At 55.6% G+C, this 19,597-nt stretch carries 16 protein-coding genes; all 16 read left to right on the top strand.

What is annotated here, in order from left to right:
• Positions 1-51 precede the first annotated feature (51 nt).
• Positions 52-1,224: a class I SAM-dependent methyltransferase gene (locus ACWGXE_RS11075; protein WP_447603703.1), complete on the top strand. Its 1,173-nt coding sequence runs from the start codon at positions 52-54 to the stop codon at positions 1,222-1,224.
• Between the two features lie 43 nt (positions 1,225-1,267).
• On the top strand, positions 1,268-2,119 hold the full coding sequence (locus ACWGXE_RS11070) for a phytanoyl-CoA dioxygenase family protein (protein WP_447603702.1): 852 nt from the start codon (positions 1,268-1,270) through the stop codon (positions 2,117-2,119).
• 61 nt (positions 2,120-2,180) lie between these two features.
• On the top strand, positions 2,181-2,903 hold the full coding sequence (locus ACWGXE_RS11065; protein ID WP_447603700.1) for a class I SAM-dependent methyltransferase: 723 nt from the start codon (positions 2,181-2,183) through the stop codon (positions 2,901-2,903).
• 344 nt (positions 2,904-3,247) lie between these two features.
• Complete coding sequence (locus tag ACWGXE_RS11060; RefSeq protein WP_447603698.1) at positions 3,248-4,471, top strand: hypothetical protein; 1,224 nt, start codon at positions 3,248-3,250, stop codon at positions 4,469-4,471.
• Positions 4,472-4,714: 243 nt separating this feature from the next.
• Entirely contained in the window at positions 4,715-5,947 is a 1,233-nt protein-coding gene (locus ACWGXE_RS11055) for an MBOAT family O-acyltransferase (RefSeq protein WP_447603696.1), read from the top strand.
• A gap of 8 nt (positions 5,948-5,955) precedes the next feature.
• Complete coding sequence (locus ACWGXE_RS11050) at positions 5,956-7,149, top strand: hypothetical protein (RefSeq protein WP_447603694.1); 1,194 nt, start codon at positions 5,956-5,958, stop codon at positions 7,147-7,149.
• Positions 7,150-7,306: 157 nt separating this feature from the next.
• Entirely contained in the window at positions 7,307-9,043 is a 1,737-nt protein-coding gene (locus ACWGXE_RS11045; RefSeq protein ID WP_447603692.1) for a CocE/NonD family hydrolase, read from the top strand.
• A 98-nt stretch (positions 9,044-9,141) separates the two neighbouring features.
• Complete coding sequence (locus ACWGXE_RS11040; protein ID WP_447603690.1) at positions 9,142-10,416, top strand: DegT/DnrJ/EryC1/StrS family aminotransferase; 1,275 nt, start codon at positions 9,142-9,144, stop codon at positions 10,414-10,416.
• Positions 10,417-10,479: 63 nt separating this feature from the next.
• Entirely contained in the window at positions 10,480-11,376 is an 897-nt protein-coding gene (locus tag ACWGXE_RS11035) for a glycosyltransferase family 2 protein (RefSeq protein WP_447603688.1), read from the top strand.
• Between the two features lie 91 nt (positions 11,377-11,467).
• On the top strand, positions 11,468-12,475 hold the full coding sequence (locus tag ACWGXE_RS11030) for an N-acetylneuraminate synthase family protein (RefSeq protein ID WP_447603686.1): 1,008 nt from the start codon (positions 11,468-11,470) through the stop codon (positions 12,473-12,475).
• Positions 12,475-13,443 carry an NAD(P)-dependent oxidoreductase gene (locus tag ACWGXE_RS11025; RefSeq protein ID WP_447603684.1) on the top strand — a complete coding sequence of 323 codons (969 nt, stop codon included), beginning with the start codon at positions 12,475-12,477 and terminating at the stop codon, positions 13,441-13,443. The genes ACWGXE_RS11030 and ACWGXE_RS11025 overlap by 1 nt, the downstream gene beginning before the upstream one ends.
• Positions 13,444-13,451: 8 nt before the next feature.
• Positions 13,452-14,603: a UDP-N-acetylglucosamine 2-epimerase gene (gene neuC, locus ACWGXE_RS11020; RefSeq protein ID WP_447603682.1), complete on the top strand. Its 1,152-nt coding sequence runs from the start codon at positions 13,452-13,454 to the stop codon at positions 14,601-14,603.
• Entirely contained in the window at positions 14,603-15,352 is a 750-nt protein-coding gene (locus tag ACWGXE_RS11015; RefSeq protein ID WP_447603680.1) for an acylneuraminate cytidylyltransferase family protein, read from the top strand. Before neuC ends, ACWGXE_RS11015 begins: the two co-directional genes overlap by 1 nt.
• Before the next feature lie 49 nt (positions 15,353-15,401).
• Entirely contained in the window at positions 15,402-17,132 is a 1,731-nt protein-coding gene (gene asnB, locus ACWGXE_RS11010) for an asparagine synthase (glutamine-hydrolyzing) (protein WP_447603679.1), read from the top strand.
• A gap of 217 nt (positions 17,133-17,349) precedes the next feature.
• Positions 17,350-18,114, top strand: coding sequence for a class I SAM-dependent methyltransferase (locus ACWGXE_RS11005; RefSeq protein ID WP_447603677.1), 765 nt, complete (start codon positions 17,350-17,352; stop codon positions 18,112-18,114).
• A 62-nt stretch (positions 18,115-18,176) separates the two neighbouring features.
• The gene (locus ACWGXE_RS11000; RefSeq protein WP_447603675.1) at positions 18,177-19,553 is read left to right on the top strand and encodes a glycosyltransferase; all 1,377 of its coding nucleotides are present in this window, start codon (positions 18,177-18,179) and stop codon (positions 19,551-19,553) included.
• Positions 19,554-19,597 lie beyond the last annotated feature (44 nt).

Raw genomic sequence — 19,597 nt, 5'->3', positions numbered from 1 at the left:
CGTCACTGCCCGAGCAGGCCCGGCTTTCTGAATGGCATGAAGACCGCGCACATGGAACGCCCCTGTGTCGTCTGTGGATCGGAGCAATGGGCCGGCTTGGTGGATCCGCATCCCACTCGTTCGGTTCGCGTCGACGGCGTCATGGAACCGTCGCCGCTACGGAGGCGCCATTGCAAGGTGTGCGGGCTTGGTTATCGAGCACCCATTGGCGACTTAGCGTTGCTGTACCGAAAGCAGTACGCGTTGTACAGCAACCGCCCCGGTGCCGAAGCCTTTAACTCCCACCGTCATCCCGCGTTGGTCCAACTCATTGCCGCCGCCGTAGACCCGCTTCGCCCCAGACGAATTCTCGAGATCGGGTGCGGAGACGGGGGCGCGCTGAGCGCCATAAGGAAACTGTGGCCTCACTCCGAAACTGTCGGGGCAGAACCATCCCGCGAAGCCGCTGATGCCGCGAGAACCAGAGGTCATCGCGTCATCGAGGAGATGGTCGAATCCTCGTTGAGGGACATAAGGGAGGAGCCCTTTGAGCTCATCTTCAGCATCCACGTTATAGAGCACACGGCTGATCCCATAGCTTTTCTCGCCGCCCAAGCCGCCTGTCTGGCGGCCGGAGGCATCGTCGTAACGATTTGTCCTAACGGGGCGGTCCCTCATGCTGAAATCATCCATTCGGATCATGTCTTCTCATTCGCGCCTCGTCATCTCGCCGCCGTGGCGGCCAAGGCGGGGCTGCTTCGCCGTGGTGGACACGAATTTGTTCTCGATGAAGCACGCGAATTCAATCAACTTCTGGTCGCTACCGCAGTCTCGGATCCCAAGTTACGCGAATTCGACAGGGTGCCGCTGCTCGATCAGGATGAGGTGGATCATTTGGAACAGAAACGGAACGCGTATCTACGCCGTTGGTCCTCCCTTGAAGAGAAGCTGGACGAAAGAATGAGAGAGGGGGAGACCCTCGTTTCTTTCGGGACCGGCGGCTGGTCCGGCAACCTCGCTGGATATGCACCGGCCATATGGGATCGTGTGCGAGCCTGTACTGTCGACGATCCCGAGGCAACCAACTATCTCAACAAACCCGTGATCAAGTATTCGAATCTGCGTGACCTGGATCCGGACGCCGTGCTCGTGGCCGTCAATCCCGGGCAACAAGATAGAGTTTGTCAGCGCCTACGCCGCGACGGATATCACGCCGTGCAGTGGAACGATCTCATCGATCGATGAAATCAGGGCAGGCATCTCCCTCCGTCTTGAAAGGGGACAACTGATGAACACCATGATAGCCGGCGAGACCCTATTACGAACGTCCTACAAAGAACAGGGATACGTGATCGCCAAAGCAGTGATTCCGGATGAGGTCATGAAGAAAGTGATAGAAGACCTTGATCTCGCTGCGATACAAATCCTTGAGTCGAAAGGGCACTTGACGCAGGAACTGCGTGACGCACCGTTGCTGGAGAAGCTGCGGACAGTCTTCGACATAGACCGGGACTTGTATCTCAGCATTCTGCGCTTAGGCAGTAAGTTGCAGTCGGTCTATGCTCTGACGATGCACGAAAACGTGATGCGGCTCCTTGGCGAGTTGGGGTGTCGAGTCAGCATGCTGCCATGCGGCGTAGCTATTCACGTCGTAGCGGAAGAACTCAGAATTCCCGGCGGTTATTTTGGATGGGGCGCTCATCAAGATTGGTGTTCGGCTCAAGGGAGCCTTGACCAGTTTGTCTTGTGGGCGCCCTTGATGAACGTCGGTCGTGATTTTTATCCGATTGAAATCATTCCCGGTAGCCACAAATTGGGGGTGCTTCCTGGCGACAGGAGCAACGCGAATGCCCGAGGAGCGCTGATCACCATTGAGCCGGGATTGCTCGACGAGAACGCGTTCGTTCCCGTGGAAATGGAACGGGGTGACGTCGTGATCTTCTCAGGCCTTCTTGTTCATCGCACAGGGTCAGGAACCCGCACTGGACTACGAATTGCCTGCGGCACGCGGTTCGACAACCTCGAGGAATCGACTTTCGTGGAACGGGGTTATCCGTGCGCGTTTCGGTTGCATGCGGAGACACAAACTCTTCATCCGGGGTTTCCGACCTCCGAGCAGGTAAAACGGCTTTTTCAGTAGCGCGGCGCACAAGATCGGGCTTCGACGCATTCACACTTTGACGTTAGCGTGAGGTGTTTTCATGGAATACACAAAGTTCGCAACACGCCGAGATCCCTACTGGTCCGGGCTCAAAGAGATCCTGAAACTTGGTTTCACGGAACTGGACTACATCCATTACAATCCCGCCTTTGCCGGACACATGAACATCTCGCGCTACCTGGCCCTCTATGAAGCCTACAAACGCACTCTGGGCTTAGCGGGCCATATTGCTGAGGTCGGTGTCTACAAAGCGGCGAGCATGCTGTATTTCGCCAAGCTGATACAGATCTTCGAACCTGAATCCCTTACGCTGGTACACGGGTTTGACTGGTTCCAAGGCATCAAGCACGGAAACGGCGACGATGAGTCTTTGCCGCGAGTGCAGCGGATGGTGGAGCAGGATGCCTGCGGTCCCGTGGACTACGAGCGGATCTGCAAGCTCGTCTCGCTTCAGAATCTGGACCACATCGCCTACATACACAGGCTCGATGTCACCAAGGAGCTTGATCAGTTCTTCCGCGAGTATCCTCATCTACAATTCAAGCTGGTGTTCATGGACGCAGGTGCCTACGAGGTCGTCCGTGCTTGCCTTCCGCGTTTCTGGCCCCGACTCGTCAGCGGGGGGGTGATGATATTCGATCAGTTCAATCACGAAATTGCGCCCGGCGAAACACGGGCGGTACGTGAGTACCTGCCCGACAACGTGCCGATCAAGAGCTTTACGTTTGCAACGATGCCTTCAGCGTACGTCGTCAAGCCGTGAAAACGCGACTATTTCTTGAGACTGAAGCGTAAGCCGACGATCGTACGGCCCTGTCATTGCGCGCGCCGGTGCGCGAGGCGCCATACCGTATTTTACCTATGAGAACGGGATTCGCAGAACGAGACATCACGCCGAATAGAGGTTTGGAAATGCCCGGCGCCTCGCGCAGGACGTTTCACAATGGAGCTATGCACGATCCTTGTAAAGTGCGGGCGGCTGTATTCGATGACACCGAAACGCGCGTTGCCTTAGTCAGTGTAGACGCCGTCATCGTCTCCGACCGTCTCGTTCACAGGGCCCGCCGCGGAATTGCGAATCGCTGCGGCATTTCGCCTGAATCAATCATGATTGCCGCCACACACTCCCACAGCGCCGGCCCCCTCGGTTTGTATCAACCGGGCCAGTTCGATCACGCGCCTGATTGGGTGCAACGACTGGCCTACGAGCGTTCTCCCTGTGCAGATGCAATCTATCTAAACCATGTCGAGCAGCAGATTATCCTCGCCGTTTCAGAGGCGAACGAGACAATGAGGGAAGCACAATGCGGCGTGGCCACAGGCCGCGAACCAAAGGCCGCGTTCAATCGACGGTTCCGTATGCGGAACGGTCTTACGTACACATTTCCGGGACAGGGAAACCCGGACATTCTAGAACCGGCGGGCCCCATCGACCCGGCGGTCGGGGCGGTGGGAGCGTGGGATGCAGAAGGCCGCCTTCGCGGCTGTGTGATCAACTACGCCTGCCATCCCACCACAAAACCGGGCGGCACCTCCGCAGATTGGATTTTCTATCTGGAACAGGTGATTCGAGCGGCCTTAGGACCGGCTGCAGTGGTGGTATTCCTCAACGGAGCCTGCGGTGACATTGCTCCGGTCGATACGCTCAGTCGATACACCGCTCAGACCGGTGAACGCTGGGCCCGCAGAATAGGCGGGCGGATCGGAGCTGAGGCGGTGAAGACGCTACTGGACCAAATGCCCGGCGAACTGCAGCCGGTGAAGGCTGCGTCCCGAGTCATCCATATTCCTCGTCGTCGACCGTGCCCTGCCATGGTAGAGCGGGCTCGAGAAATTGTGCAATGCGACACACCTGGAATAGACGCCGCTGACTGGTTCTTTGCCCGGGAGATCGTTCTCCTGGATGCCCTTCTCGATCGCGCGGGAGAAGCGGAGGTCGAGGTTCAAGCGATCCAAATTGGTCCGGCCGTCTTTCTCGGCAGTCCTGGGGAGATGTTCTGCCAGCTTGGCCTCGACCTAAAGGAGGCGAGTCAGTTTCCATTCACATTCCCCGTGTCCCTCGCGAACGGGTTCTGCGGTTACCTGCCTACTCCGGAAGCAATGGGGCCCGGCGGGGGCGGCTATGAGACCCGCCTTACCGGCCATACCAACTTGCACATTGATGCCGGTGTCAGGGTGGTGGAGGCCCTTGCGGAGCTATCGGCCGGCCTGACGGTAGGAAACATCCCAGAGCCGCCGCCACGCCCCTGTTTTACTGGCGCGTGGAGGTTCGGCAACGTTCCGGCCGAACCTGGCCTGCCGCTCGAACCTTCTAGACGACCGGCCGGATAGGGCCAGTATTCCATGCTATTTAATTCTTTCGAATTCGTATTTGTGTTCTTGCCTGGGACGGCCGCCGTATTCTTCCTGCTCTGTCGCTCCGGGTGTCATCGATTCGCCATAGGTTGGCTCATCGCGGCGTCGGTTTTCTTTTATGGATACTGGAATCCTTCATATCTCCCTTTGCTCTTTCTTTCTATCCTAGTCAATTACTGCATCGCGGTGGCATTGAGGGACCGGAAACAAAGGTGGATTTTGGGGGCCGGCATCGCGTTCAACCTCGGGTTGCTCGGATACTTCAAATATGCGAATTTCCTAATCGAGAATTTGCCTTTTCTGTCCATCCCGCATATTCAAATTATCCTCCCAATAGCGATTTCATTTCTGACATTCGAACAGATCGCTTATCTCGTTGACACCTACCGAGACCAAGCGCCAAAGGCCAGCTTCCTTTATTACTGCTTGTTCGTCACCTTTTTCCCACGGCTGATTGCGGGACCTATTGTTCGTGCGCAAGAAGTACTGCCACAGTTCGGACGAAATTTATGTGTCACGTTTCCCACCCGGCAGGTAGCCATTGGATTGACGATTTTTGTCATTGGATTCTTCAAAAAAGTCATCTTAGCAGATCATGTCGCCTCCTATGCCACACATGTATTTCAGACTGCGGAAGGGGAAGTCGCACTCACATTTTGGGAGGCTTGGGGAGGAGCCCTCGCTTTCACGGTCCAAATCTATTTTGATTTTTCGGCCTATTCCGATATGGCAATCGGAATTGCCCGGATGTTCGGCATCTCTCTGCCGCTGAACTTCAATTCACCGTATAAGGCTTGCAGCATCATCGACTTCTGGCGGCGATGGCACATGACACTATCGCGGTTTCTTCGTGATTACGTGTATTTTTCTTTAGGTGGAAGCCGCAAAGGGCCGGTTCGGCGATATGCGAACTTGATGGTCACTATGCTGCTTGCCGGCTTGTGGCATGGCGCGGGATGGACTTTTGTCGCGTGGGGCGGATTGCATGGAATCTATTTGGTTATCAATCATGCTTGGCGGTCAGCGCGTTCCGCATTGGGCCATGACCTGACACATTCGACTTGGTGGGGACGGGCAAGTGCGCAAATGCTGACGTTGCTTGCCATTGTCGTCGCGTGGACGTTGTTTAGAGCTGCAAGCTTTTCTGGTGCAATGAACATGTTGACTGGAATGATCGGTCTAAACGGTACGGGTGCCATTTCGACGAGCATGCTCGGATATTTCGTGTCACCCCTTTTATTGCTCATCTGTCTGGGTGCGCCAAATTCACAAGAACTGGTGGACCGAGTCGGTGACGCATCAGTTGAAAGACTCGGCAAGGTAAGGAGTGGCTATGCGATGGCCGTTTGCTGGAGACCGAATCTGCGATGGGCGGTGACGGTGGGGTTGATGTTCTATTTTGCGATAGTGGCGCTTACGAAAAGCAATGAATTTCTGTATTTCCAATTTTGACGCAGTCGATGAGCACACATCCATCGCAACATACCTCTGAGAACCTGGCATACGGCTTGTATCTCACAGGTCTATTCGTTTCGTTTCTGCTGGCTTACCTTGCCACCATGGTGTTCGTTCATAATTCGAAGATGATGTTTCTGGACCGTGAATATTCGCTGTGGCTCCATGTAAAACAGGTGATTACTTCCGCCTCACGAAGCCCTCAGGATTTGATAGTCATCGGGGATTCCAGAGCCAAATCCGGCTATATACCACACTTGACTGCAAGGAGAACGATGAACCTTGCACTCGCCGGGCAGACGCCCATCGAGGGATATTATCTTTTGGCCAACTATCTTCGGAATAACCCTGCCCCCGCTCGACTGGTGGTGAGCTATGCTCCATTTCATCTCGGTGTGGCGGATGGGTTTTGGGACATGACGGTGAAGTATGACTTCCTCAGCTCTGAAGAATACCGCGAAGTTATGGACACCTCTTCTCGCTTAGACGATAAGCTGCTTGGAGAAAAGGATAGGAGATGGCAGTATCTCTTTCTGCCCAGTACGTACTTGGACAGCATGAGACGGGCAATCAAAGAAAAAAGATGGCACACAAACCAGGATACTTATACGCAGGTAGCTGATTCGCATGGTCATCATTATTACGGAACGGAGCCGGGCGCGACGGACCTTAATCAAGAAATACAAAAAGGTAAATTCGTCAAATCCAATTTGTTGGACTTCTATCTGAAGAAATTGATTGATCTGGCACAATCCAACCATGTCCAAGTATTCTGGTACACCATGCCCTTTAGCGAAGTTTCGTGTAAAAATCTGCCGACTTCGTTTAAGACCGACTTTCAAGGTTACTTATCTGATCTGGAATCCAGGATGGGTATGAAGGTTATTGAAACGATCTCGTGCTTGCCGAACGCCCTTTTTGGGGACAGTAATCATCTCTATTTAGGCGCGACGAGCACCACATTAGCTATTCTCAATGCTGTTTCCCCACCGCTCTTCAATAATGTGCTGAGCATTGGAGAGCGAGGCGCATTGCAGGTTAAGACACCGAGCTTACAGCCGTCCGCTAAGCGGGCCAATGAAGCCGTTCCCCACGGATTCACCCGACTGAGCGAGGGTGATCTGCGCCCGCCCTTGGTGAGTCCCATTCTTGGCGGTGCGCGATTTGAGTTCAGGCCGTTCGCTCGCCCGGGCGCCTGATACGGCTCTCGCCCACATTTCTTTGCACCGGAAAGTCTTGCAACTCGCCGGCGACCGTGGCACCAAGGTGCCCATTTGTCTCGGGCATGGGTCATTGATGAATCGCTTGGCGCCATCCCCGCACAGCTGGCTCCATCGTGGAACTTGAGGCAGTCGAATGGCAACCGCTGTAGCGAAGGGGTTTCTTGCTGCCGGCCTAGCAATCGGTATTACGACTGCGGCCGTATACGCCCTCAGGCTTCAAGGGGCAGGAGACTACGTGGTTGAAGAGGCCATGGTACTCATGCATGACGGGGTCAGATTGCACACAATGGTCTGGCGGCCGCATGGGCCAGGCCGCTATCCCGCCGTGCTGACGCGAGGGTACAACTCGAGCGCGGCGGCGTTCGCAGAGCCTTTCGTTCGGTCGGGGTATGCGTATGTCGGTCAATCCACGCGCGGACATGGACCATCGGAGGGAACCCAGGGCGTTCGCCATCGATTCTTTGACGATGCTGAGGACGGTTACAATACTCTCACGTGGATCAGCCAACAACCATGGTCCGACGGCAAGATTGCCATGTATGGCAAGTCGTATTGGGCAGCGACCCAATGGCTCGTCGCACCGCTGGAGCATCCGAATTTGAAGGCGATCATTCCACAGAACATCAATCCGGATCTGTGGGAGCGCTCATATTGGGACCACGGTGCACTCCAACTGGCCCATACGGCGCGGCGCATTTACGATGCAGGCGGAAGGGAAAAGATCGAACAGTTTGGATGGATGAATTGGTATCGCCATCTTCCTTTGATGTCGTTGGACGTTGTAGCCGGGACCAGCCGGAACGTGCTATGGCGCGACTATCTTTCCCATCCGAGGTACGACGACTTCTGGCGCAAAATCAGCATTCGAGAGAAATACGACAAGGTTCGGATTCCAGTCTATTTCATGGCCGGATGGTACGACAACTATCCGGGCGCGGCGTTGACGTATTTTCAGAAACTTAAGGAACTGAATCCAGCGCTGGAGTTGCGTATCGTCGTAGATGCTTCGGATCATCTCAATCGGACGGCGGGAGATCGGGACTTCGGAAAAGCGGGAATCAAAGATGAGATAACTCTGGCCATCCGATGGCTCAACTATGTCGTCAAAGGTTTCGACAATGGAATGGCGAGTGAGCCTCCAATCGCGATTTTTGTCATGGGAGCCAATGGATGGAGGCATGAGTATGAATGGCCGTTGGCAGGGACTCAGTTCACCAAGTATTTTTTTCATAGTGAGGATGGTTCCCGGCGGGGCAAGCTGAATCCCGAGTTCCCCGGAGATGAGCAGCCGACATCCTATATATACGACCCATTCGATCCGGTGCCGACCTTGGGAGGCAATCATTCGTTCACGGACAACAGCCTGTCTCACATAATTCGAGCCGGATCCGTGGATCAACGGCCTAATGAGTCCAGGCACGATGTGCTGGTGTTTACAAGCGGCGAACTTGCCGAAGACGTCGAAGTGACCGGCCCAATCGTTATCGTACTTTATGCGGCCTCTTCCGCCGAAGATACGGATTTTACCGCCACGCTGATCGATGTAGATCCTAAGGGACCTGCATACAATCTAACCCAGGGCATCATACGTGCGAGGTTCCGCGAGTCGATCTGGGAACCCCCGAGATTGTTGGTGCCGGGGACGGCCTACGAATACCGACTTGAACTGCTTCCGACCAGTAATGTGTTTAAGAAAGGGCATAAAATCCAGGTCCATCTCACCAGCAGCAACTTCCCCTTGTATGACCGTAATCCCAATACAGGGAGTGAACAAGGAATAGGCAAGGAGATAAAATCCGCGAAGCAGACTGTCTATCATGATAAGACAAAGCCGTCCCACATCATTCTTCCGGTCGTCTCGCGCCGCTGAATAGCTTCATCGCGGAAGACTCCATCAATCGCGAATGTCTGAAGCCCTGACCTTGGGCCTTAATAAGTTGTCACAACAACCAGGTAGGAGGGAGCTCGATGAAAAACGGATTGGGAGCTCTGGCGATTTTCGGCGGAACGCCGGCGTTTTCCGCCCCGCTCCATGTCGGATATCCCAATATTGGGAACCGGGCGGCTTTGCTCGCTCGAATCAATGACATCCTCGACCGGCGTTGGTTGACCAATATGGGTCCCTACAGCCAAGAGCTCGAGCGACGCATCGAAGAGATGTTGGGAGTGAAACATTGCATCGCCATGTGCAATGGCACGGTAGCGCTGGAGATCGCCATCCGTGCACTCGGGCTCACCGGTGAAGTCATCGTACCTTCAATGACGTTCATCGCAACCGTCCATGCCCTCCAGTGGCAGGAGGTTAGGCCGATTTTTTGCGATATCGCGCCGGGAGAATTTCATCTCGATCCCGCAAAGGTCGAGCGATTGATTACACCCAGAACGACAGGGATCATCGGCGTGCATCTGTGGGGCCGCCCTTGCGAAGTGGAACCGCTGACCGAGATCGCCGATCGTTGGAATCTCAAACTGCTCTTCGACGCCGCTCATGCGTTTGGGTGTTCCCACAACGGGCGGATGGTAGGCAATTTCGGAGACGCCGAAGTGTTCAGCTTCCATGCGACGAAATGCCTCAACACGTTCGAAGGGGGAGCGATCGTCACCAATAACGATGAATTGGCCGCCAAGATACGCTTGATGACGAACTTCGGGTTCGGCGGGACCGACAAGGTAATCTATATCGGTACCAACGGCAAGATGAATGAAGTCTCGGCGGCTATGGGAATTACATCCCTTGATGACCTCGCCACGTTTATCGATGTCAACCGCCGAAACTATTACAATTATGTGAAAGAACTCGCAGGAATCCGAGGCCTGAGGCTTCTCATGTACGACGAAAAGGAAAAGAACAATTATCACTACATCGTCCTGGAGGTGGACGAAGCCGTCACGGGTCTCAGTAGAGATCAACTGGTGGACATTCTCCGAGCCGAGAACGTCTTGGCACGCCGCTACTTCTATCCGGGCTGCCACAATATGGAGCCCTACCGGTCCTATTTCCCATTGACTTCGCTATGGCTGCAGGAGACGGAAAAAATGGCCAAACGTGTAATCGTCATGCCGACCGGCGCTGCCGTCCATGGGGAAGCGATTCAGACCATCAGCCAACTGGTGCGTCTCGCCGTCTCTCATGGCCGGGAGATTCGGGACCTGTTACAGAAGCAAACGCTACATCTTGACAGCAAATCCCCGGACTCTCCGGTCGGGAGTTCGATCAAAGAACTGGAAGGGGTCTCTCGCTGACCGAGCTGAGCCGTCGTCAACCATGGTTTGAGGATAGGTTCCGCTTAACCACGACGTGCGCTTATGAATATCCAAGGGGTGGTCATGGCTGTTCCGATAAGCGTGGAAACAGTAAGACAGGCATCGTTTTATCAGAGTTACATCCGACCCATCGTCTGGACACCGATTAGAACGTATCGCATATTCCGTGATGTTCGGACAGCGCACATATACAGAAAGCTCGCGATTGAAGACAAGGCGCGACTGGCTCGCGCCAGGAACGGAGCGGGAGCAGGTTACGCGGATGAAAAGGAACCCTTGGTCAGCATTACCACACCCACCTATAACCGTGCTCAGCTGCTTATGGAACGAACAGTCCCTGCGGTTCTGGCGCAGACCTATAAGAACTTCGAATGGATCATTGTGGGGGACCACTGCACGGACGACACGGCGAGGCTTCTGTCTCAGGTTCACGACCCTCGAGTGCGATTCATCAATCTTCCCCGGCGCCCTCACTACCCGCGTAATAAGCAGAAGCGGTGGAAGGTTGTGGGAATGGAAGCGAACAACCTGGCTCATGATTTGGCGCGTGGTTCGTGGGTGGCTTATCTCGATGACGACGACGTGTTTACGCCCGACCATATTGAGAAACTGCTCAACTATTGCCGAGCAGGGGATTATGAATTTGTCAGCGGGATATCGAGACTGGAACTGTCGCCGGGGAAATGGATTGAGAAAGGCGGGCTCCCCTGCGGCGGCGCATGGCCTCAATTTTCGCATTCGACCGTGCTGTACCGATCCTACGTGGGGAGGTGCTTCAGGTACGACGCACGCTGTCTGAAGGTTAACTCAGGAGGTGACGGCTTCCGTTGGCAAAGGATGTTCAATGCAGGGGTGCGAGGGGGCTTCCTTCAAGAAGTCGTGACGCTTTTGCCTCTTCGCCCGGGAGAAGAAGAGCGATCCATATGCCAACCGGATTGAATCGATGCAGTCATCACTGGTGATCCTGTTTGGTAATTCTTCCTGCCCGCTCTCAACCTCTAAACACTTGCTCTGAAATCGGGGGGTAACGATGTCACGGCGATGTATGGTCATTGCGGAGGTAGGCCAGGCTCACGACGGCAGCCTGGGACTAGCCTTCGCCTTTATCGACGCCATAGCGAAAGCCGGAGCCGATGCCGTCAAATTTCAGACACATATTGCATTGGCCGAAAGCACTCCGGGCGAACAATGGCGTGTCAAATTCAGTCGTCAAGACGAATCGCGCTACGACTACTGGAAGCGGATGGAATTCACCGAAGAACAATGGAAGGCGCTGCGCGAACATGCTCGTGCCTGCGGCCTCCAATTTGGGAGTTCCCCTTTCTCGCTCGAGGCGGCGCATTTGCTTCGCCGCGTCGGCATGGATTTTTGGAAGGTGGCTTCAGGCGAGATCGGGAACCGTCCCTTGTTGGAATTTATGGCCGAGACGGGCACGCCCATCCTCGTATCGACCGGCATGAGTCCGATGGCCGAAATTGATGGAGCGGTCAAGCTTTTGCAGACATATCGAGCGCCGATTACGGTGCTTCAGTGCACATCTGCATATCCCTGTCCGCCGGAAAAAACGGGCCTCAATCTCATTCCACTGTTCCGGGAGCGGTACGGGTGCGCCGCAGGTCTCTCAGACCACTCTGGCACGGTTTACCCGGGTCTGGCCGCTGCCTCAATCGGCGCTGACGCGCTGGAAGTTCACGTGACCCTCAGCCGGGAGATGCCGGGGCCGGACGTTTCTGCCAGTCTGACGAGCGGGGAGCTGAGGCAGCTAGTGCAGGGAATCCGTGCGATCGAAACAATGATGGACCATCCAGTAGACAAAGATGCTGTCTATGAACAAATGGTTCCACTACGGCGTCTGTTCATGAAAAGCATCGTCGCCTCGGTTGATCTCCCGGCCGGGACGTTGCTCGCGAAAGAGCATTTGGCGCTTAAAAAACCCGGGACGGGTATTCCAGCCGAGCATGTCGGCACGATCGTCGGGCGGGTACTGCGCAGACCCGTCGCGGCCGATACGCTGCTCTCGGAAGGGGATCTGGAGTGATGGTTCGTATTCTTAATGTTGAGCCCGAGGGATACAGCATCGAAGGCCGCAAACGGCTCCAAGAGCTTGGTCAGATCATCGACGGGCCGCTTTCCAGGGCGGAATTGCTCAGCGTCTTGCCGGACTGCGATATTCTGCTCGTCCGCTTGGGGCATCAGATCGACCGCGAAGTCCTTGAAGCCGGTTCAAAACTCAAGGTCATCGTGTCGGCGACCACCGGGCTCGACCATATCGATCTTGAGACTGCGGCGACAAGGGGCATCGCCGTGCTGAGTTTGCAGGGGGAGACGGATTTTCTCCGAGGTATCACGGCCACCGCAGAACTGACATGGGGCCTTCTCTTGGCTCTCATGCGGCACATTCCTGAGGCGCATGCCTCCGTTCGCAACGGCGTATGGAACAGGGATGCGTTACGAGGTCAAGACCTGGCTGGAAAACGATTGGGCATTGTCGGTCTCGGCCGGGTGGGTGGTCAAGTAGCCGATTATGGAATGGCGTTTCGAATGACTGTTGCAGCGTATGATCCATATGTCACGTATTGGCCGCCCATGGTGCAGAGGAAATACTCCTTGCATGCGCTGCTGATGGATACCGATGTCCTTTCTGTGCATGTGAACCTCCACCCTGGGGCAATCGGTCTTATAGGTGGCCTTGAGCTGGCCCTGCTTCGAAAGGGATCCGTTCTTCTCAACACGTCGCGGGGAGAGGTTATAGACGAGGATGCGCTCCTGGAGGCGCTCATTTCCGGACACTTGGCCGGCGCCGCTCTGGATGTCGTCCCAGGGGAACGAAAAGACGAAGACCGTCGAAGGAGTCGTTTGATCGCCTATTCATGCGTTCATCATAATCTGCTCATTACTCCTCACATCGGCGGCGCGACCGCCGAGGCCATGCGGAAGACAGAGGTATTCATGGCGAACAAGCTGGCGAACTTTCTCGCTGTGGGCCGCGGCGCCACCATATCGTGAGGGCAAACATGCGCAAGGTGTGTGTCGTCATTACAGCCAGGCCGAGTTATTCCCGGATCAAGACCGTTCTTCAGGCCATTCAGGCGCATCCTGAACTGAAGCTCCAACTTATCGTAGGCGCATCCGCACTGTTGGACCGGTACGGAGAAGTGGTGAACGTCATCCGAGCGGACGGCTTTCAGCCGGATGCCGTGGTGTATATGGTGCTCGAAGGCGAAAACTTAATCACAACGGCAAAGTCCACGGGGCTCGGCGTGGTGGAGTTGGCCACCATCTTCGACAATATCCATCCCGACGTGGTGGTGAGCGTAGCCGATCGGTTTGAGACGATCGCGACCGCTATTGCCGCCTCCTATCTCAACATCCCCCTTGCCCATGTCCAGGGAGGCGAAGTTACGGGATCCATCGATGAAAAGGTGCGCCACGCAGTCACGAAACTGTCCAGCCTCCACTTCGTCGCGAACGTACAGGCGGCAGATCGCGTGATTCGTATGGGAGAAGATCCGGATACCGTGTTTATATCCGGATGTCCATCCGTCGACATTGCGGCTCGCGTCCTGGACAGCATGAAGAACGGGTTTGATCCGTTCCAGTCCTACGCGGGAGTGGGTAGGCGTTTCGATGTCCGTGACGGGTACCTCGTCGTCATGCAGCATCCTGTCACGACGGAATATAGCGACGCGGGCGTGCAGATCCAGGCGACTATCGATGCGATGGAGTCCCTCAATGAGCCGACATTCTGGTTCTGGCCGAATGTCGACGCAGGGTCGGACCACATTTCCAAGGCATTGCGTCGGTTTCGCGAAACGCGGACAAACCCGTCGATTTACTTCTTCAAGAATATGGCACCCGAGGATTTTCTCCGGCTGCTCATAGGCGCCCGCTGCCTGATCGGGAATTCCAGCGTCGGGATCCGAGAAGCTTCTTACCTGGGCGTACCGGTCGTGAACATCGGTACCCGCCAAGGCGGAAGGGACCGCGCAAAGAACGTCACTGATGTGGGATATGATTCAGAGGCGATTGCGGCGGCGGTGCGCCGGCATTTAGCCAACGGTCGATATCCCTCCAGCCCGCTCTATGGAGACGGCAAGGCGGGCGAACGGATTGCCGGGATCCTTGCGCGGGTACCGCTGAAGGTCGATAAGCGCATTACTTACTGATGGAAGCACGGCTGAAAGTCCTGGCGCTCATTCCGGCTCGCGGCGGCTCGAAAGGCGTCCCGCGAAAGAACATCCGTTCCGTTTGCGGCCGGCCGCTGATCAGTTACACAATCGAGTGCGCGCAGTCAGCACAAGACCTCTTTCATTCCGTCATCGTGAGCACCGATGATGAGGAAATTGCTTCTGTCGCGCGAGAATATGGCGCAGACGTTCCCTTCATCCGACCTTTCGAACTGGCGCGGGACAATACACCGGCGATACCGGTCGCACAACACGCCGTGAACTTTATCGAGCAACGGGACCGCGTGCGCTTTGATTGGATCTGCCTGCTGCAGCCGACCGAACCGTTTCGAACCGCTGCAGATCTTCGCGCCTGTCTGGACCTGGGGAGGGAAGGGGGCTGCGATTCGGTGATCAGCGTCGTGCAGGTATTTGCGACCCACCCGATTCTCATGAAACGGATAGAGAACGGCCGACTGCTGCCCTTTTGCGTGGAAGAACAAGAAGGAACTCGCCGGCAGGACTACGACCCGCCTGCGTACATGCGCAATGGGGCCATTTATTTGACCCGCCGGGACGTGCTGATGGAGCAAGGCTCAATCTGGGGAAGAACCATCAGGCCCTATGTCATGCCGCTGGAAAGATCAATCAGTATCGACACGGAGCTTGATTTGAAATTGGCCGACCTTCTTATGGCTGAAAGCCTGCTGACCAAGGGAGGAGGACAGTTCAGTAATGTGCGGAATTAGCGGGTATGCGGTTTCGGAAGGCCCGGTCGCTGGGTCGATTGGACGAGCAATGGCGCGCACCCTGGCGCACAGAGGCCCGGATGGCGAAGGCGTATGGATCGGCAACAGCGTGGTATTGGGAAATCGGCGTTTAGCGGTTTTGGATTTGTCATCCCGCGGCGGCCAACCAATGGTCAGCCAGGACGGGCGCTACGCGATTACCTATAATGGAGAAGTCTACAATTATCTTGAACTCAAAGCCGAACTCGGCATGGCGTTCGAGACTTGTACAGACACCGAGGTGGTGCTCGAGGCATTCGCGCGCTGGGGGATGGACAGCGTCCGCCGGCTGAACGGGATGTTCGCCTTCGCAATCTGGGATCGCGCCGCCAACGAACTGTATCTTATCCGAGATCGCTTCGGGGTCAAGCCCCTGTACTATGCGATGGTGCGCGGTGCGCTGCATTTTGCCTCTGAAGTCAAAGCCCTCGCTGCAGCAGGGGTACCGATCGAGCCGGAACCGGATACCTGGAGCACCTACTTGCGCTATGGCGTGTACGATCATGGCTCAAACTCGTTTTTTAAGGGCATCCGGAAGCTGCCGCCCGGCCATTGTCTCGTATGGCGGGACGGGTCCCACTCCATACATGGCTGGTACGATTTGGCGGCACGCGTACAGGCTTGGGGGCCTGATCTGCGCTCCGACGACTCGGTGTGCGAGGAATATCACGAACTCCTGAAAGATGCGATAAGGATTCGCTTTCGGTCGGATGTTCCGGTCGGAGTATGCCTCAGCGGAGGCCTGGATTCATCGGCGTTGATCGGTCTTCTGGGCGAGGTGTTCGGCCGCGAACAGCCAATCCAAAGCTATCATTTCGCATGCGGTGATCCGCTCTATGATGAAACGCCTTGGGTGAGCCGCCTCCTTCAAGGCACGGAGTACCCGCTGCATATCGCCCGTATTTCAGTGGATGAAGTTCGCACGCTAGCAGAGCAAGCGATCCTGTACCAGGAGGAGCCCTTCGGAGGCCTGCCGACGTTGGCCATGACGGAACTCTTTAAGCTCGCCAGGAAATCCGGCACGGTGGTATTGCTGGACGGGCAAGGGCTTGACGAGCAATGGGCCGGCTACAGTTACTATGCTGACAGTTCAGCCAGCATCCTGGCTGAGTCGCTTCCTCTTCAGGGATGCCGAAATGGGGTCACCAACGGCGGCGTCTGCTTATCCGAGGACTTTAATTCATCGCATGGGAAACCCGACTACCCGGCTCCCTTCCATGATCGGCTTTCGAACCTGCGTTATCGGGATCTTCGTTATACGAAACTTCCGCGCGCTCTTCGCTTTAACGATCGGGCCTCATCTCAAGTATCATGCGAACTGCGGGAACCATTCCTCGATTACCGATTGGTCGAACTGGCTTTTCGACAGCCCGCCCATCGGCTCATTCGCCACAACCAGCACAAGTATTTGTTGCGGCGAATGGTGGCCTCGCTGGTTCCGAAAGAGTTTCAAGAAGCTCCCAAGCGGCCCGTACAAACGCCTCAGCGCGAGTGGCTTAGAGGGCCGTTACGCGAATGGGTGGAGGCGTGTCTCGATCATCCTGCGATTACACACAGCGGATGGTTTGATGCCGAACGCCTGTGGCAACAATGGGATGGCTATCTTGCGGGTAAGAGCGACAACTCCTTTTACGTGTGGCAGTGGATCAGCGTCGCGCTTAATCAACAATTTATGGACACGCTGCGAGCGTCACACAGCTTTACAAGGAGCTGCAACCATGATTACACACGGTCTTTATGAGCCGGAAACCTACAGCTCCGACCGAATATCCTCAGACCTCACTGACCTACGAGAAGGGAGCCGAATACACGCTCCAGTGCGGTGGCCGATACCCGAGTCGATTACGGCTTCGGCTGCGGTTCGTTATCGCAACTTGTTTGCCGATGCGCTTACCACAAAGAGCGTACAGGAGATCGTGCAGTCATACTCGGGCATGCCCATCGAGGACGTTGAGAGAATGATTGCAGTGGCGTCCCGACGTCTGCTGACAAAGCCCCTGGAAGGGGTCGGGATTGAAATCGGGGCGGGCTGTGGGATTCTTTCATCCCTAGTGGCAAGGGGACAGTCGATTAAGCAGATCTATGCGCTTGAAGTGGTCGAAAAAATGGCCCTGTCAATCATCCCCCGAGTAGCCGCTCACGTGCTGGGATGGGGACAAACAAAGATTACACCGGTTTGGGGTTCCTTCGATGATCTACGATTGCCGGACAATTCCATAGACTTTGTCATTGAAATCGATTCGTTGCATCACTCAGATAATCTGTCCACAACCGTCAGTGAATGCGCCCGTGTTCTGAAGCCGGGCGGCTGGCTGTTATGCTTCGATCGCTGCCATCCGAATTCCGTAACGGACGAAGAAGTGGATAAGATGTTATCCCGCATCTACTCACCAGAATTCTTGACCGCGAATTGTTATCCTTCCGACATTATCTTGAGCAGGCGAGACAACGGCGAACATGAATACAGATTGTATGAGTGGGAGGCCGCGTTTGCCGCCGCCCAGCTGCAACTTGTCAGTCGCCTGAAGTTGCATAAGCGGGTGGCGGTACGCCACGCCATGAAAGGACTCGCCTCAGTGCTTCCCGACCCAATTCGACGACGAGTCTACAACACCGAGAATGCCTCGCTCGCCGCTGCCAAGTTATGGCTCTTCCAACGCCTGGGGTTCTCCTCTGTCGCGGCCAAGGAGGAAACCATATTCCTCCTGAAAAAAGCTGCATAGTGGTCCATGAATATCGTGATGCGGCGCGGGGGCTTGTTGTGAAGAATGGCAAGACGGAAGACATGATTGAAACGCCGCAGAGCCCCACCTGCCCACCGCTTAATGCGTTAATGGCGGATTATCCGAAAACATCCGATGTCCCAACCGTGCCTCTTCAGGCCGGCAGAGGTGATTGGCCTCCGTTGACCGTGGTTCATCTCAGCCCGGCTTACGGCGGTGTTGCAAATGCGGCAAGACAACTTCATGCAGGACTCCTTGATATGGGGGTGGAGAGCCGAATGTTTGTGTCGCCTCACTCACCCCGCGATGAGAGTCTCGATCATATTTATCCCCTTTCAGCCTCAAATCCAATCATGGAGTATGCCGACCGCCTCACGAGATGGATCGATAAACGCATCGGGCTGTCCGGCATGATGCATGTCACTTCTCTGCTCCGATCATTTGCAAACTTCAACATCGTTCACCTGCATGGAATGGACAACGGTTGGTTCAACCTTCATGCGCTCAAGCGCCTAAACCGCAACCATGTGCTTGTCTGGACCATGCACGACAAGCATCTCGGCACCGGGGCCTGCGGATACCCCGAAATGTGGAATGGCTGCGAGCGGTGGAGGATCGGCTGTGGTGGCTGTCCCAAGGTAAAGTCGGAAGGTTGGTGGCTGGACGGCACGCGGTTTGTCTATGGACGCAAAAAGAGCATCGTGGCATCGACGCGACTCGCAATCGTGGCGCCCAATCGATGGATGTACGACTTCATCGCCTCAGCCCCCATCACCAAATCGCAAACACTTCGGCTGATTCCGTACGCGGTCGACACGGAAACATTTTGCCCGATGCCTGCGCCATCCTGTCGCAACGAATTTCAATTGCCCGCCACCGGAAAACTCTTGCTGGCTGTCGCCAGTAATTTAGCTGTTCCAAGAAAAGGGTTGCACTATTACGAGCCACTATTGCGGCGGCTGAAGATGACAAGCGTGGAAGAGGTGGGGTTGGTCCTCGTGGGTGGGCAGTTGCAAAGTGACCTGCTCATGGCGCTGCGACGTATCGTACCAGTCTATGTGATCGGACAACTTGGAGACCCTCTGACTTTGGCGAAAGTCTACAATGCATGTGACATATTCCTTATGACGTCAATGATCGATAACTCTCCAAGTGTGGTCTTGGAAAGCCTGGCCTGTGGGACGCCGGTGGCAGGCTTCAACATCGGAGGTGTGCCGGATATGGTGGAGCCTGGTCAGACCGGAGTCTTGAGCGAACTGGGCGCAACCGATCATCTCGCCGGGCAGATCGGAATGCTCCTCAAACAACCGTATCGCCTCACGACGATGCGCTCACACTGCCGGGAACGAGCGGTGCGATTGTATAGCCGGCGAGTGCAAGCGTCCAACTATCTCGACCTCTATCACGGTCTTCATGAATCGCGTCAGAGGGTGCCGTAAAAGTGGAATCCTTGCAGGCCTCCTAATCATCGCGGCGTCGCCGA

The sequence above is a fragment of the Nitrospira sp. Nam80 genome, from assembly GCF_965152575.1.
The sequence above is the reverse complement of the archived record's forward strand: the minus strand, read 5'-3'. Positions and strand labels throughout refer to the sequence as shown.

Excerpts from the sequence above, each read along its gene's own strand:
- ACWGXE_RS11065 (WP_447603700.1), top strand. The coding sequence starts at position 2,181 with ATGGAATACACAAAGTTCGCAACACGCCGAGATCCCTACTGGTCCGGG.
- ACWGXE_RS11035 (WP_447603688.1), top strand. The coding sequence starts at position 10,480 with ATGAATATCCAAGGGGTGGTCATGGCTGTTCCGATAAGCGTGGAAACA.
- ACWGXE_RS11015 (WP_447603680.1), top strand. The coding sequence starts at position 14,603 with ATGGAAGCACGGCTGAAAGTCCTGGCGCTCATTCCGGCTCGCGGCGGC.
- neuC (WP_447603682.1), top strand. The coding sequence starts at position 13,452 with ATGCGCAAGGTGTGTGTCGTCATTACAGCCAGGCCGAGTTATTCCCGG.
- ACWGXE_RS11075 (WP_447603703.1), top strand. The coding sequence starts at position 52 with ATGGAACGCCCCTGTGTCGTCTGTGGATCGGAGCAATGGGCCGGCTTG.
- ACWGXE_RS11070 (WP_447603702.1), top strand. The coding sequence starts at position 1,268 with ATGAACACCATGATAGCCGGCGAGACCCTATTACGAACGTCCTACAAA.
- ACWGXE_RS11050 (WP_447603694.1), top strand. The coding sequence starts at position 5,956 with ATGAGCACACATCCATCGCAACATACCTCTGAGAACCTGGCATACGGC.
- ACWGXE_RS11025 (WP_447603684.1), top strand. The coding sequence starts at position 12,475 with ATGGTTCGTATTCTTAATGTTGAGCCCGAGGGATACAGCATCGAAGGC.
- ACWGXE_RS11040 (WP_447603690.1), top strand. The coding sequence starts at position 9,142 with ATGAAAAACGGATTGGGAGCTCTGGCGATTTTCGGCGGAACGCCGGCG.
- ACWGXE_RS11000 (WP_447603675.1), top strand. The coding sequence starts at position 18,177 with ATGATTGAAACGCCGCAGAGCCCCACCTGCCCACCGCTTAATGCGTTA.
- ACWGXE_RS11030 (WP_447603686.1), top strand. The coding sequence starts at position 11,468 with ATGTCACGGCGATGTATGGTCATTGCGGAGGTAGGCCAGGCTCACGAC.
- ACWGXE_RS11060 (WP_447603698.1), top strand. The coding sequence starts at position 3,248 with ATGATTGCCGCCACACACTCCCACAGCGCCGGCCCCCTCGGTTTGTAT.
- ACWGXE_RS11045 (WP_447603692.1), top strand. The coding sequence starts at position 7,307 with ATGGCAACCGCTGTAGCGAAGGGGTTTCTTGCTGCCGGCCTAGCAATC.
- ACWGXE_RS11005 (WP_447603677.1), top strand. The coding sequence starts at position 17,350 with ATGATTGCAGTGGCGTCCCGACGTCTGCTGACAAAGCCCCTGGAAGGG.
- asnB (WP_447603679.1), top strand. The coding sequence starts at position 15,402 with ATGGCGCGCACCCTGGCGCACAGAGGCCCGGATGGCGAAGGCGTATGG.